The sequence below is a fragment of the Bradyrhizobium betae genome (genome assembly GCF_050632175.1).
GTDB lineage: Bacteria > Pseudomonadota > Alphaproteobacteria > Rhizobiales > Xanthobacteraceae > Bradyrhizobium > Bradyrhizobium betae_B.
This window is the reverse complement of sequence record NZ_CP192576.1, coordinates 5,502,341-5,514,641: the sequence shown is the minus strand read 5'-3', so window position 1 is coordinate 5,514,641 and position 12,301 is coordinate 5,502,341. Positions and strand designations below refer to the sequence as shown.

Below are 12,301 nucleotides of genomic sequence, written 5' to 3'. Positions count from 1 at the left end.
GCCAGAGTACGTTCACTTCAATGTGCCGAGCTGCACCAATGTCGGCGTCGGCTTCGCCTGCGGCGCAACAGCATCCTTCAGGACCTTGAAGACCCGCTGGTCGATCGGCGTCGATGCGACAAAATCCGCATAGGCCCGCTCAAGTACTGCCGTGCATCGCTTGACAACGACATCGTCCGCAGCGCCGGTAAAATCCTCGCCAGCGAGGTATTGGCCCATCCGCCGCAGGATATGCAGCCGCGCCACGTTGACTATCTTCGCGTCGTAGTCGACGCCAAGCAGCGCGAAGAACTCCTCCGCAGAAGACGCGCCATTCAGTTTCGCCAGAATTCCGTCAGCCATTGCAGGTCTCCATCAGGCTCGTGGTGCCGCCACAATCGGACATCGACACGGCGGGATCATCGGCCCGGCCCGGTACGCCGGCCTCACGCAGGCGCTTCTGCATGTGGGTGAGCCGCGCTTCCAGGAATTCGACGCGATCAAGTAGCACCTCGATCGCATCGCCGACGGGGTCGGGCATCAGATGATGATCGAGATCGATCCGTCCGACCACGCGGCGGTGGCTCAATTGCGGCCGCACCACGCGCGCGGGGATGCCGACCACGGTGACGTCGGGCGGCGTGCTCTCGATCACCACCGAATTGGCGCCGACGCGAGAGCCCGCCCCGACCGTGATCGGCCCGAGAATCTTGGCTCCGGCCCCGACGATGACGCGGTCCTCCAGCGTCGGATGACGCTTGCCCGGCGACCAAGACGTACCGCCCAGCGTGACGCCATGATAGAGCGTGACATCGTCGCCGACCTCGGCGGTTTCGCCAATGACGACACCTGCGCCATGGTCAATGAAGAAGCGGTGACCGATCCTGGCGCCAGGGTGAATGTCGACATTGCTGAGGAAACGTCCGAGCCAGGACAGCAGCCGTGCCGGAAAGCGCCAGCCGCTGTTCCACAGCCCATGGGCGATCCGATACCAGATCACCGCGTGGATCCCGGGATAGGTCAGGAGCGTCTCGACCTGGCCGCGCGCGGCAGGATCGCGCTGACGGACACAGGCGATATCCTCGCGGATCAACGCGAGCAAGGACGGTCCAGCCGGCCTCGCATCGTCCGGATCGGCCATTGGAATGTCGACGACACAGGCCATGATAACCTCACGCACAGTTGAGGAGCGAGCGCTCGTGCACTTCGCGCCAGATCGCAGTCACCGTTTCGCGCGCAACCGCGCCCTTGTGTTCGACCGCATGCTTGCGAACCCGGGCAAGAATGGTCCTGGCCTCCTCCGCACTGACTGCAAGCTGCAGTTCCGAGAGCAACGACGTGATCGCCGCCAATCCCGAGTGCTTGCCGATGACGATACGGTTGGCGCGGCCGAGCAAGCCGGGATCGAGCGCCTGATAGGTACGCTGGTCCTTCAACAGGCCATCGACGTGAATGCCCGACTCGTGCGTGAAAACGTGCTCACCGACGATCGCCTTGTTGAGCGGAATCGCACGGGCGGCCGCGGCGGCAACCACCGCGGCGACATTCTCCAGTTCCGACAGCACCACGCCGGTGTCGTGGCCGTAGAGTTGCTTGAGCGCGACCGCGACCTCCTCCAGAGGCGCATTGCCGGCCCGCTCGCCAAGCCCGATCACGGTCACGGAGGCATGGGTGGCGCCGGCCTTGATTGCCGCGAGCGTGTTGGCGGTCGCAAGCCCCAGGTCGTCATGGCCGTGGAACTCGAGTTCGAGATCGGTGGTTGCGCGGAGCGCTTTCATGAGCGCGAAGGATGCGTCGGGATCGAGCACGCTCAACGTGTCGGCGATACGAAATCGGCGCGCACCGGCGGCCTTGGCGGTTGCGATCAGCTCGACCAGAAAATCGACGTCGGCACGCGATGAATCCTCGCCGCCGACGGCAACGTCGAGCCCCTTGTCACGGGCGTAGCCGACCACCCGCCTCACCTGCTCCAGAGCCGCAGCCCGTCCGCCACTGAGTTTGGCGGCAATCTGCACGTCGGAGGACGGGATCGACACATTGACCATGGAGACCCCCGCCGCGATCGCCGCGTCGACGTCCGCCGGCCGCATCCGGCACCAGGCAATCGCCGTCACCGGCAAGCCCGCCTCCACAATGGCGCGGATCGCGGTCACCTCCTCGTGCCCCATGGCCGGGGTCCCGGCCTCGATTTCGACAACGCCTGCCCGCGCCAGCGCACGCGCGATCGATACCTTTTCCCCGTGGTGAAGGCTACGCCGGGCGCCTGCTCGCCGTCGCGCAACGTCGTGTCGTTGAGAACGATGGGGCGGGACAATACCTTGTCCGACAGTGTCGTTACATCGGCGAACGCCATCAGCGGGCTCCGTATCAAATTCTTCCGCTGTTCCTCAGCAACCTGCGTGCCACCACCGACGGCAGCCACAGATGCTTGAAATCAAAGATATTTTCGGCTGATCTGGCTTTGTCGCAAAGGCGACAAGGTTGCGAAGACGACGCGTCAGATGTCCGATGGCTTGCGGCAGATGTGAATGATGATGTCGAGCCGGGATATCTCGTGGCCCGGCAAGGCTTCCGGCATCTGCGCCACAATCAGCCGTTCCGGAACATCAATCAGGACATCCTCGCCCACCAGATAGAAATGCGGATGCACGCTGGTATTGGTGTCGAAGAAGGATCTCGATCCGTCCGGACCGATCCGGCGCAGCAGGCCCGCCTGCGTGAACTGATTCAGCGTGTTGTAGACGGTCGCCAGCGAGAGCTGGATGTTGGCCTCGACCGCCTCGCCATAGAGCATCTCGGCGGTGACATGGCGATCGCCCCGGGCAAACAGCAATTCGCCCAGCATCACGCGCTGGCGCGTCGGCCGCAGGCCTGCATCCCGCAACAGCCGTGCACAACCGGGCCCATCGGCATCAAGCCGCCCGCATCCCGCTTCGGCCTCCGCGTCAACAAGGAACTCCTGATATTTTTCGCCAGGAAACAGGTCCATGTGAGCTTGCCTCAGGGCTGCCGATCGCCGGCCGGATCGACATGATCGTCGGCGCCGCGCAAATATTCCCGGCGGCGCTCGGCCATGCGGCTCTCGCCGCTCTCCTCACCGAAGCAGAGATCGAAATCGCTGCATTGCGTGCAGATGGGCGTCGTGCACATCACGAAGCCGTCGTCCTCGCACAGCATGCGATAGAAGAAGCGCTTCCAGCGCATGTTCCGGGTATTGCGCGCCGCCAGAGGCGCGAAGTGCCGGGTCAGCAGACGGGACAATTCCGGGCGCTCGCGCAATCCGAGATCTTCCCACAGATGGTTCGGCTCCATGGCGCGACGTGCCACCATCGCCGCGAGCCAGCGGCTTATCTCGCCGTCGGTTGACCGCTGCGTGAGCAAGAGATCGCGCACCATGACCGTCTCGTCGTCGCCGTCCCGATCGGACCTGGCATCCCAGGCGAATGCTCTCACCCCGGCCGACGGGAAACATTGAGCCAGCAGTTCATTGAGTTCCCGCTCGGCGAGTCCCGCCCGCTCGGCGATCTGGCCGCCATCCATCACCGAAGCAGCCAGGATGGACGCCAGTACGTGGCGATCGAAATCGTCGTTGTCGCGGATATCGGCATCCGCCGGATCAAGTCCGGTCAGCAGGCGGTAGAAGGCTCTTCCGGCGTGCGTCTCGCCGGCATCTGCCGGCGCGAACGGAATTGACGACACGTCGATCCGGCTCGCTTGTGCTGCAATCACGGAAGGCTCCGCTGCTGTCGTTGTGAAGCCGATGCCGGCCTCCCCGGTCGGGAGGCCGGCACGAGGGATCAGGCCGACATGGCGGCAAGCTCGGCGGCGGTCTTGCCGACGACGGACTCGTCGACCGCCTTCATGATGCCGTGCTCCATCAACATGTCCTCAAGCTCATCCATCGTGATCGGCGTCGGGATGATGCCCTTGCCGCCGTTGTTGTGGATCTTGTGCGCGAGCTTGCGATAGTGCTCGGCCTGCTGGGACTCCGGCGCGTATTCCAGCACCGTCATGCGGCGCAGCTCCGCGTGCTGCACGATGTTGTCGCGCGGCACGAAGTAGATCAGCTGGGTGCCGAGCTTCTTCGCCAGCGCTTCCGCAAGTTCCAGCTCCTTGTCGGTCTGCCGTTCGTTGCAGACCAGGCCGCCGAGACGCACGCCGCCCGAATTCGCATATTTCAGAATGCCCTTGGAGATGTTGTTGGCGGCATACATCGCCATCATCTCGCCGGACATCACGATGTAGATTTCCTGCGCCTTGTTCTCGCGGATCGGCATCGCGAAGCCGCCGCATACGACGTCGCCGAGAACGTCGTAGGACACGTAGTCGATGTCCTCATAGGCGCCGTTCTCTTCCAGGAAGTTGATCGAGGTGATGACGCCACGGCCGGCGCAGCCGACACCGGGTTCCGGACCGCCGGACTCGACGCAACGGATGTCGCGGTAGCCGACCTTCATGACGTCCTCGATTTCGAGGTCCTCGACGCTGCCGGCATTTGCCGCCAGGCTCAGGATCGTATCCTGCGCCTTGGCATGCAGGATCAGGCGGGTCGAATCCGCCTTGGGATCGCAGCCGACGATCAGGATCCGGTGGCCCATCTCCGCCAGCGCGGCCAGCGTGTTCTGCGATGTCGTCGACTTGCCGATACCACCCTTACCGTAAAACGCGATTTGTCTCAGTGAAGACATGTTGCTCTCCATCAACCGATTGCCAATGATTTCGCACGATGCTCGCGCGAGATTGTTTCTCTCTCAGAAACGTGGGCACACGGGGCTCGGGAAGGAGAACATCGCTCGCCATCGGCGTCGGCGTGCTCTCAGCCCTCACTCGTTGTTGCGGCATCCAAATAGCAACTGGCGTGCCATTCCCGGCACGCGCACTAAGCGACTGATCGTGCTTGAAGAATAATTCGCAGCCGGCAGCGACAGAAGCTGTGTCGAACCCTACAGAGGTAGTGCCACTGTCGGAAACCGGACAAGCCTTCGAGCCGAAACGAGCCTGTTTGACGGCCTTTTTCGTGACCGGAAAGCGGAACGGAAATTGCTAACTCTCTTCGTCAGATGCGATTTGAGGAGAGCGACAGATGCAGATCGGAGTCGAGACAGCCAAAGCCGTGGACCAACGACGCGTGTTCGTGGTCGACGAGGACGAGATCACCCGCGCGGCCCTGCAATTCATGCTGCACGACGAGATCGAAACCCATGAGTTGACCAGCCCGGAAGAGGCCTATGCAAAGGGCGTCGACTGGCTCAAGCCCGACGTCGTCCTGCTCGGCGTCTCATTCCTTAGGAGCCGCGGGCCCGGCTTGATCGGGGAGCTCATCGCAAAATTCCCTGGCGTCCGCATCCTTGTCGTCACTGACAGGTCGAACGAGGCGACCGCGGTCGACGCTATGAAAGCCGGCGCGCATGGCGCGGTGGTCAAGCCCCTGACACTCGAGGGCGTGCGGCAGAAGGTCGACACCATTCTCGGCCGCGGTGGGGCCGCGCCGCTGATCCAGCTTTCCGTGATGAAATAGGCGCACGCCATGGCGACCGTCCTGTTCTACCAAAAGCCGGGTTGCGGCACGAATGCACGACAGATCCGCGCGCTCGAAGCCGCGGGTCATCAGGTTGTCGCCAAGAGCCTCCTCACCGAGCCCTGGACCGCGCCGGATCTGATGACCTTCTTCGGAGATACGCCCGTGGCATCCTGGTTCAACCCAGCCGCGCCACGGGTGAAGTCTGGCGAGGTCGATCCCGCCACGATCGATGCCACAGGCGCGCTCGCGCTGATGATCGACGAACCGCTGCTGATCCGACGGCCTCTAGTCGACGCCGATGGCGCGCGATGCGCCGGCTTCGACCCCGAGCCGGTGCTGTCGCTGCTTGGTGCCGGCTCACGCGACGATCTCCAGGGCTGCACACGACCTGAGGCCGCGCCGCGTTGCCCGGATCCCCTCACCGCGACTTAGCTTCGCGCCAACACCATCACGAGGCGATCGACGCGCTTGCCCTGCTTGAGATGGGACTCGACGATCTCGTCGACGTCCTCCGGCGTGGCTGGGCGATACCAGACGCCATCGGGATAGATCACTATCAGCGGACCGGCGGCGCAGAAGCCGAGACAGCCGGACGCGGTGAAACCGATATCCGTCAGCCGCTGCGCCTCGATCGCCTTGCCGAACCGCTCCCACAAAGCGGCACCGCCGACTGCGCCGCAGCTGCCGCGAGGATGGCCGGGTGGGCGCTGGGTATGGCAGGCAAAGACGTGATGCCGGTAGAGTTGCGGGAGCTGGAACTCCTCCTCGTTCAGCTTGTCGCTCATACCCCCGCCACCGCGATACCCTTGTCGTTCAGCAGCGCGGTGAGCTCACCGGCATTGAACATCTCGCGGACGATGTCGCAGCCGCCGAGAAACTCGCCCTTGACGTAGAGTTGCGGAATCGTCGGCCAGTTCGAGAACGCCTTGATGCCATCGCGGATCTCCGGATCGGCCAGCACGTTGACGCCGGCAAAGGGCACGCCAAGACCACTGAGGATCTGCACCACGGCTCCCGAAAAGCCGCATTGCGGGGCCGCCGGCACGCCCTTCATGAACAGCACGATGTCGTTGCTGGCGATGACGTCCCTGATGCGTTGCTCGGTCGGGTTAGTCATGGACATTTTCTCCTCATGATCATGGATGATTGACAGCCGGACGCGCGCCGTTCACTTCGGTACGTCCGTTTCGAGCGCCAGCGCGTGTAGCGCCTCGCCCATGTTTCCCTTCAACGCGGCGTAGACCATCTGGTGCTGCTGAACGCGACTCTTGCCGGCAAAGGCCTGCGAGACGACGCGCGCGCCGTAGTGATCTCCGTCGCCTGCGAGATCAGTCACGATCACCTTCGCGTCCGGGAACGCCTCGCGGATCAACTGTTCGATGTCTGGTCCGGCCATTGCCATGTCATGAACTCCTGCTCTCGGGCCCTTCCATGCAAGCACCAAACCAATCCGGAGAATGCGTTTTGACGTGATCTCCGGGCGCTGTGGCCCGCATCGTGTTCGACTCCCGACAATCCTGTGCCTATCGCTGTCGCGGACGTGACGGCATCGGGCCGCCTGGCGTTCATCGAGATCATCGCTCATCGTCACGCGCCGAATTCACGTCCGTACGGAAGATTTTCCGCGGCCCGGCTCTTGCTTTGCAACAGCGTGACTTGCCGCCCGATGCCAGGAACTGCACCTGCGTTGCCGTGCAGTGACACCAGAATCGGACGCCCGATATGAACACTCGTGAACCATCGTGATCGCCATGCTCGCTGACACCGACGCCATCAATTTCGGAGAGCTCCCGCCGGAGATCGACGCCCTGCTGCAGCGGGGCGTCATCAGCTACCGCTGCGATCCGATCGAGGCCGATCGCATCTTCCGCCAGGCACTGGACGCCGCCCCGACCGAGCTTGCGGTGTATTTTTGCCTCTACAAGATCCACACCTATCGCGGCTATCTGGACGAGGCCCAGGAAATGGCCGAGCGTGGCCTGCGCGAAGCCGCGCTGCAGGCTGGCTGGGAAGCCGACTGGCGAGGCTGGCAGCCTCAGGATGAGCTGCCGGAAGGGGCCGGACGCTTTGCCCTCTACACACTCAAGGCGCTCGCGTTCATCCATTTGAGGAAGGACAACCGGAGGCAGGCGCACGAATTTCTCCTCGCCTTGCGCAGGCTCGATCCCGCGGGCGCCGTCGGCTGGCCGGTCGTGGCCGCCCTCGCCGATGGATTGCAATGAGGCCGTGATGATGACGTCCGCTATTGCCGACAGAGATGCATTGGTCACCGAGATCGTCGCTGCGCTGCGGACCGTGCATGACCCCGAAATTCCCGTGAACATCTACGATCTCGGGCTGATCTACCGGATCGAGCCGAAGGATGACGGTCAGGTCGACATCGACATGACCTTGACCGCACCCGGCTGCCCCGTCGCCGGCGAGATTCTGAATTGGGTGGAGACGGCGGTCCGCGCCATCGACGGCATCGCCGGGGTCGAGGTGCGGCTGGTGTTCGATCCGCCCTGGGACAGCTCGCGGATGTCCGATGACGTCAAGCTCGAGCTCGGCCTGCTCTAGCGACACGGCCGAAGCACATCAACACGGAGGATGCACATGATCGAACTGACCGCAGGCGACGGAAGCCATTTTTCCGCCTATCGCGCCGATCCGGCGGAGACCCCAAAGGGAGCCGTGGTCGTTCTTCAGGACGTCTTCGGGATCACGCCCGACATCCGGAAGGCCGTGGACACGTTTGCCGCCACGGGCTATGTCGCGATCGCACCATCCTTGTTCGATCGCGTGAAACCGGGGGTAAGCCTCAGCCAGGACGAATCCGGCCGGGCTGACGGCACGGCGATATCGCAACAGATCGGCAAGGACCAGGCGATCTCCGACATTCAGGCTGCGGTGAATGCGGTGAAGGATGCCGGCAAGGTCGCGATCGTCGGCTATTGCTGGGGAGGCGACCTCGCCTACTCCGCCGGCAACAAGATCGACGGCATCGCCTGCGTGATCGGCTATGACGGCAGCGAGATCGTCGCCGACTACCGCGAAAAGCGCAAAGTGCCAACGCTGTTGCATTTCAGCGACAACGATCCGCGGGTTTCGCTGGAGCAGATCACCCAATTCCGCGCCTATCGCCCCGACGTCAGCGCCTTCACCTATCCAGGCGACAGCTATCGCGAGGACGCCGGTGATCAGGCGCTGGCGCGCACCCAGTTCTGGATCTCGCAATATGTCCAAGGCCAGCCGCCCATTCTCCTGAAGAATGCGGGTGCCTATGCGCAGGCAAAGACCGAGAAGAAGAAAAAGAAGAAGGACGACGATCTCGGGCCGCCGTTGGATTGACAGCTCGCCCGTCCGCGACCTGGAAGGAGCACCGCATGCTTCCGACGACCATTCTCATCGACGATGCACCGCGCTGCGTGGTTCGTCCGACCGACAGCAAGGATCTCAATCGCTTCATCCGCAACGGCAAGGCCTTCCTGCTAGCCGAAAGGGCCGACGGCAAGATCACGTACCGCCCCGCCAACGAGTCCGAGCTGGAGCATTGGCGGAACGGCCTCGCCCTGCACGAGGCGTGGGGCGGCTCGGAGGACGATTTCTTCGGCTTGCCACTGCCGGGATGACGGGACACCGGCTCAAGCCGGATGGCCGCCGGCATCATGCGGATTGCCGGCCTGGTTGCGCATCCAGTCGGCGAGACGGGACAACGCCACGTCGAGCTCCTGGCGCGCTGCGCCGTTCGCGACCGTCTCGTCCAGCGCACCACGCATGCAAAGCAGCCAGGCATCGCGCTCCGCGCTTCCGATCGGAAAGCCCATGTGCCGCTGGCGCAACCGCGGATGCCCCTTCTCGACCGAATAGAGCTTCGCGCCGCCGGTCCACTCCGTGAGATAGCGCTTCAGCACCTGCTTGGTGCAGTCCAGGTCGGAGGGATGCATGGCCCGGATACAAGCGGCCTCCGGCAGCTCATCCATTCGCCGATAGAAGCTCTCGACCAGCCGGTCGATGGTGACCGTGCCGCCGATCCGCTCGAACATTGAAACCACGACTGCCGTATCACTCATTGGTGTCCCGCTCCTTGCTACGCCGTGCTTTCTCCCGGCCGCAGGGGTCTCACTCGTCCATGCTGGGCGACAAGACGACCTCTGCCGGCGCGCCCGGCCCTTGCCCTGCAACGAATTCCAGCGCCGCGACGCGCGACAGCCCGCCGCCACTGTCCACCAGGACGACGGCGTCGCCAGGCAGCCTGTTCAATTCCTCGAGCAACTGAGCGACGGTCATGGGGTCATTCCGGATGGATCATGATCTCCATGGTCTCGTCGTGGTCGTCGAACGGATCGCGCGGCTGGTCGTCCTCGACCAGCCGCTCGCCGCACAGGCAGACTTCGCCGTCGACCACCGCAAGCGCGATCGGCTCCAGGCTCTTGCCTTGGCATGGTCCGTCGATACCGAGCCCGCTGTCGATCTCGAAGGTCGCGCCATGGCGGCCGCACTTGAGAAAGGCGCGGTCCGGCGTGAAGAAGTCGCCGCTGCCGATGTTGAGCCACACGCCATCATGCGGGCAGGCATTGACATAGCCGATGTAGTCGTTGTCGTGCGTTCTTATCACGACGATCGGGAACGGGCGGCTCTCGCCTGACGCGTCGATGCGTGACAGGCTGAAGGCCTTCGCGCCGCCGCGTTCGACCGCGTCGGTGGCGCAGATGACGAAGACCTCGATCTCATCGGTGTCCATGCGATTCCCCTTCCGGCCCTAGGCCGCGGCCGGCGTGGCGGCCTCCTTCAGCGCGTTCAGCTCTTCCCGCGTCAACCGAAACACGCCCCGGCCGCCGGCCAGCGCCTGGTAGACATCGCCGGCCTTGTCACTGAGGAAGTTGAACCAGTCCTGCGGCGCGAGGCCGGCCGGCCGTTCGCCGATTTCGACAACGGTGCCGTTCGGCGCGAAACGCGCATGCAGCACAATGCTCTGCGTCTCCATTTTTCCCTCTTCCGCGCTCATAGGCCCGAGCCGAATCCGAGCAACTCGATCCTGATGTCCTCGGTGCCGAGCACGGTGGCCTGGCAGGCGAGCCGCGACTTCGAGCCGATGCCGACGATGGAATCCAGCTTCTCGTTCTCGAGCCGCGCGATTTTCGACAAGCCCTTGCGGCCTTCTTGCACGTAGATGTGGCAGGAGCCGCATTTGGCCTGGCCCTCGCACTTGTGCGGGACCGCAATCTCGGCGCCCAGCAGCGCCGCCAGCAGCGTCGTTCCTTCCGAGACCTCGATGGTCTTGCCTTCCGGCAGCACGGTCAGGGTCGTCATGGTCTTCATCCTCTCTGTTACGTTGGCTTTCAGTTCAATAGATCGCGGCTCCGGCCCCCACGTTGATCGAGGCGTCCTTCATGGTTTCGACGATGAACTCGATCTGGGCATCGGTGAGATGGCTGTGGAACGGCAGCGCGACGGCACGGTCGGCGATCTTTTCGGTAACCAGGAGGTCGCCGCGCCGATAGCCGAGATCGAAATAGTGCCGCTGCAGATGCAGCGGATGGCAGTACGCCGTCGCCTCGACCTGCTCGACCCGAAGATCCTCGGCGATGGCGTCGCGACTGGAGCGGGAGAACCGGGTACCGAGATGCACGACATAGAGCAACCAGTTCACCTCCGTCACGTCAGGGGCGATATAGGGCGGCTTGATGCCCTCGAAGGACTGCACATGCGTTGCGTACAGATTTTCTGTCAGCCGGCGCCGCTCGATGATTTCCTCGATGCGCTCGAGTTGCGCGAGCCCCAGCGCGGCCGCTAGATCGCTGATGCCGGCCTGGTAGGGCGCGGCGGAACTGACCACGACGGAAGAACGCTCGTCCAGCCGATGCGAGCGGTGCCGACGGAGGGTCACGGCAAGGTCGATATCGTCGGTGACGACCATGCCGCCCTCACCGCACGTCAGGAGCGAGGGCTGGGAGAAGTCGAATATGGCGGCATCGCCAAATGTTCCGACCAGTTCGCCCTTGTAGCGTGATCCTATCGCCTCGGTTGAATCCTCGAGCAGCACGAGCTTGTGCCGCGACGCGATATCGCGAAGTTCCGACCAGACCGCTGGATGGCCATTGTTGTTACCCGCAACGATGGCGCGGGTCCTGGGCGAGATACGCTCCTCGACCTTCTGCGGCGCCAATACGCCCGACCAATAGTCGATATCGGCAAACACCGGCCGCGCCCCGGCAAGGCTGATCGCGTGCGCGGTTTCGCGGAACGAATAGGCCGAAGCGATGACCTCGTCGCCAGCGCCGATGCGGCACGCTTTCAGCGCGAGCAGCAGCCCGATCGTACCGTTCGGTACCGCGATTGCGTATTTCCGGCCAAGATAGCCGGCAAAGGCCGTCTCAAACGCTTCCGCAACAGGCCCGGTCGAGAGCCGCGGCGAACGCAGCACCGCGTCCACCGCAGCTATTTCGGCGACCGTGATGTCGGGATCTGACAGCGGGATGAAGGATTCGTTGCCTGTCCCGACCGACTCCGCGCCAATCTCCTCTACCTCATAGGCCAGCGCGGGCTCCGTCATGATGCTGCGTCCCGCTTTGCGAGAACGATGCCGGTCGCACGCTCCGGATCTGCAGTAATCTGCGCACAATGATCAGCACTATCGAGCAGATGCAGGTCGAATTCCCGGAACGAGCGGAACGGCGTCTCCGTCACGTCGGACGCGTCGCAGCGGATCCAGGCGAGATGCGGGTATCTACGCCGCAGCTCCGAATAGGCCTGCGAGCCTGCATCCGACGACGCAAGCATCTGCTCGATCTCTGCCAATTCGCTTGCCATCAAAGCCAT

21 protein-coding genes and 1 pseudogene are annotated in these 12,301 nt (G+C 63.7%); 6 read left to right on the top strand and 16 right to left on the bottom strand.

What is annotated here, in order from left to right; genetic code table 11:
• Window positions 1–12 precede the first annotated feature (12 nt).
• The 6 genes and pseudogenes from nifW to nifH all read right to left on the bottom strand — a co-directional run bounded on the left by nifW (window position 13) and on the right by nifH (window position 4,667).
• Window positions 13–342 (bottom strand): nitrogenase stabilizing/protective protein NifW, encoded by a 330-nt coding sequence (nifW, locus tag ACQ86E_RS26390; protein WP_431202479.1) that lies wholly within the window; start codon window positions 340–342, stop codon window positions 13–15.
• A complete protein-coding gene (cysE, locus tag ACQ86E_RS26385) occupies window positions 335–1,144 on the bottom strand; it encodes a serine O-acetyltransferase (RefSeq protein ID WP_431202478.1) in 810 nt (269 codons plus the stop codon). The genes nifW and cysE overlap by 8 nt, the downstream gene beginning before the upstream one ends.
• Window positions 1,145–1,151: 7 nt before the next feature.
• Window positions 1,152–2,332, bottom strand: a pseudogene (nifV, locus tag ACQ86E_RS26380) (homocitrate synthase).
• A 144-nt stretch (window positions 2,333–2,476) separates the two neighbouring features.
• Complete coding sequence (gene irr, locus ACQ86E_RS26375) at window positions 2,477–2,968, bottom strand: Fur family transcriptional regulator Irr (RefSeq protein WP_431202477.1); 492 nt, start codon at window positions 2,966–2,968, stop codon at window positions 2,477–2,479.
• 11 nt (window positions 2,969–2,979) lie between these two features.
• Window positions 2,980–3,708, bottom strand: coding sequence for a nitrogen fixation protein NifQ (locus tag ACQ86E_RS26370; RefSeq protein ID WP_431202476.1), 729 nt, complete (start codon window positions 3,706–3,708; stop codon window positions 2,980–2,982).
• A 68-nt stretch (window positions 3,709–3,776) separates the two neighbouring features.
• Window positions 3,777–4,667 (bottom strand): nitrogenase iron protein, encoded by an 891-nt coding sequence (gene nifH / locus ACQ86E_RS26365; protein WP_431202475.1) that lies wholly within the window; start codon window positions 4,665–4,667, stop codon window positions 3,777–3,779.
• 395 nt (window positions 4,668–5,062) lie between these two features.
• Between nifH and ACQ86E_RS26360 the strand changes: the two genes are divergently transcribed.
• Together ACQ86E_RS26360 and ACQ86E_RS26355 are read left to right on the top strand one after the other, a co-directional pair.
• Window positions 5,063–5,497 (top strand): response regulator, encoded by a 435-nt coding sequence (locus ACQ86E_RS26360; RefSeq protein ID WP_431202474.1) that lies wholly within the window; start codon window positions 5,063–5,065, stop codon window positions 5,495–5,497.
• Between the two features lie 9 nt (window positions 5,498–5,506).
• On the top strand, window positions 5,507–5,932 hold the full coding sequence (locus tag ACQ86E_RS26355) for an ArsC/Spx/MgsR family protein (RefSeq protein WP_431202473.1): 426 nt from the start codon (window positions 5,507–5,509) through the stop codon (window positions 5,930–5,932).
• Here ACQ86E_RS26355 and ACQ86E_RS26350 read toward each other — a convergent pair.
• The 3 genes from ACQ86E_RS26350 to ACQ86E_RS26340 are packed head-to-tail and all read right to left on the bottom strand — an operon-like array spanning window position 5,929 to window position 6,902.
• A complete protein-coding gene (locus ACQ86E_RS26350) occupies window positions 5,929–6,285 on the bottom strand; it encodes a (2Fe-2S) ferredoxin domain-containing protein (protein WP_431202472.1) in 357 nt (118 codons plus the stop codon). The genes ACQ86E_RS26355 and ACQ86E_RS26350 overlap by 4 nt on opposite strands.
• Window positions 6,282–6,617, bottom strand: a complete 336-nt coding sequence (gene grxD, locus ACQ86E_RS26345) for a Grx4 family monothiol glutaredoxin (protein ID WP_431202471.1) — start codon at window positions 6,615–6,617, stop codon at window positions 6,282–6,284. Before grxD ends, ACQ86E_RS26350 begins: the two co-directional genes overlap by 4 nt.
• A 51-nt stretch (window positions 6,618–6,668) precedes the next feature.
• Entirely contained in the window at window positions 6,669–6,902 is a 234-nt protein-coding gene (locus ACQ86E_RS26340) for a BolA/IbaG family iron-sulfur metabolism protein (RefSeq protein WP_431202470.1), read from the bottom strand.
• Window positions 6,903–7,251: 349 nt separating this feature from the next.
• Here ACQ86E_RS26340 and ACQ86E_RS26335 point away from each other — a divergent pair, with 349 nt between their 5' ends.
• From ACQ86E_RS26335 to ACQ86E_RS26320, 4 genes are read left to right on the top strand one after another with little or no spacing between them, the layout of a single operon-like run.
• Window positions 7,252–7,722: a hypothetical protein gene (locus tag ACQ86E_RS26335; RefSeq protein WP_431206567.1), complete on the top strand. Its 471-nt coding sequence runs from the start codon at window positions 7,252–7,254 to the stop codon at window positions 7,720–7,722.
• 7 nt (window positions 7,723–7,729) lie between these two features.
• On the top strand, window positions 7,730–8,059 hold the full coding sequence (locus ACQ86E_RS26330; RefSeq protein WP_431202469.1) for a DUF59 domain-containing protein: 330 nt from the start codon (window positions 7,730–7,732) through the stop codon (window positions 8,057–8,059).
• Between the two features lie 36 nt (window positions 8,060–8,095).
• Window positions 8,096–8,830: a dienelactone hydrolase family protein gene (locus ACQ86E_RS26325; RefSeq protein ID WP_431202468.1), complete on the top strand. Its 735-nt coding sequence runs from the start codon at window positions 8,096–8,098 to the stop codon at window positions 8,828–8,830.
• 35 nt (window positions 8,831–8,865) lie between these two features.
• Window positions 8,866–9,111, top strand: a complete 246-nt coding sequence (locus tag ACQ86E_RS26320; RefSeq protein ID WP_431202467.1) for a hypothetical protein — start codon at window positions 8,866–8,868, stop codon at window positions 9,109–9,111.
• Between the two features lie 12 nt (window positions 9,112–9,123).
• On the opposite strand, the gene ACQ86E_RS26315 is transcribed toward ACQ86E_RS26320, so the two are convergent.
• From ACQ86E_RS26315 to ACQ86E_RS26285, 7 genes are read right to left on the bottom strand one after another with little or no spacing between them, the layout of a single operon-like run.
• On the bottom strand, window positions 9,124–9,552 hold the full coding sequence (locus ACQ86E_RS26315) for a group II truncated hemoglobin (RefSeq protein WP_431202466.1): 429 nt from the start codon (window positions 9,550–9,552) through the stop codon (window positions 9,124–9,126).
• A gap of 49 nt (window positions 9,553–9,601) precedes the next feature.
• Window positions 9,602–9,769, bottom strand: a complete 168-nt coding sequence (locus tag ACQ86E_RS26310; RefSeq protein ID WP_431202465.1) for a hypothetical protein — start codon at window positions 9,767–9,769, stop codon at window positions 9,602–9,604.
• Between the two features lie 4 nt (window positions 9,770–9,773).
• Window positions 9,774–10,223 carry a Rieske (2Fe-2S) protein gene (locus ACQ86E_RS26305; RefSeq protein ID WP_015687086.1) on the bottom strand — a complete coding sequence of 150 codons (450 nt, stop codon included), beginning with the start codon at window positions 10,221–10,223 and terminating at the stop codon, window positions 9,774–9,776.
• 18 nt (window positions 10,224–10,241) lie between these two features.
• Window positions 10,242–10,466 carry a hypothetical protein gene (locus ACQ86E_RS26300; RefSeq protein WP_431202464.1) on the bottom strand — a complete coding sequence of 75 codons (225 nt, stop codon included), beginning with the start codon at window positions 10,464–10,466 and terminating at the stop codon, window positions 10,242–10,244.
• Between the two features lie 17 nt (window positions 10,467–10,483).
• Complete coding sequence (locus ACQ86E_RS26295) at window positions 10,484–10,792, bottom strand: 2Fe-2S iron-sulfur cluster-binding protein (RefSeq protein ID WP_431202463.1); 309 nt, start codon at window positions 10,790–10,792, stop codon at window positions 10,484–10,486.
• 34 nt (window positions 10,793–10,826) lie between these two features.
• On the bottom strand, window positions 10,827–12,035 hold the full coding sequence (locus ACQ86E_RS26290; protein ID WP_431202462.1) for a DegT/DnrJ/EryC1/StrS family aminotransferase: 1,209 nt from the start codon (window positions 12,033–12,035) through the stop codon (window positions 10,827–10,829).
• Window positions 12,032–12,301, bottom strand: a complete 270-nt coding sequence (locus ACQ86E_RS26285; RefSeq protein WP_431202461.1) for a hypothetical protein — start codon at window positions 12,299–12,301, stop codon at window positions 12,032–12,034. The genes ACQ86E_RS26290 and ACQ86E_RS26285 overlap by 4 nt, the downstream gene beginning before the upstream one ends.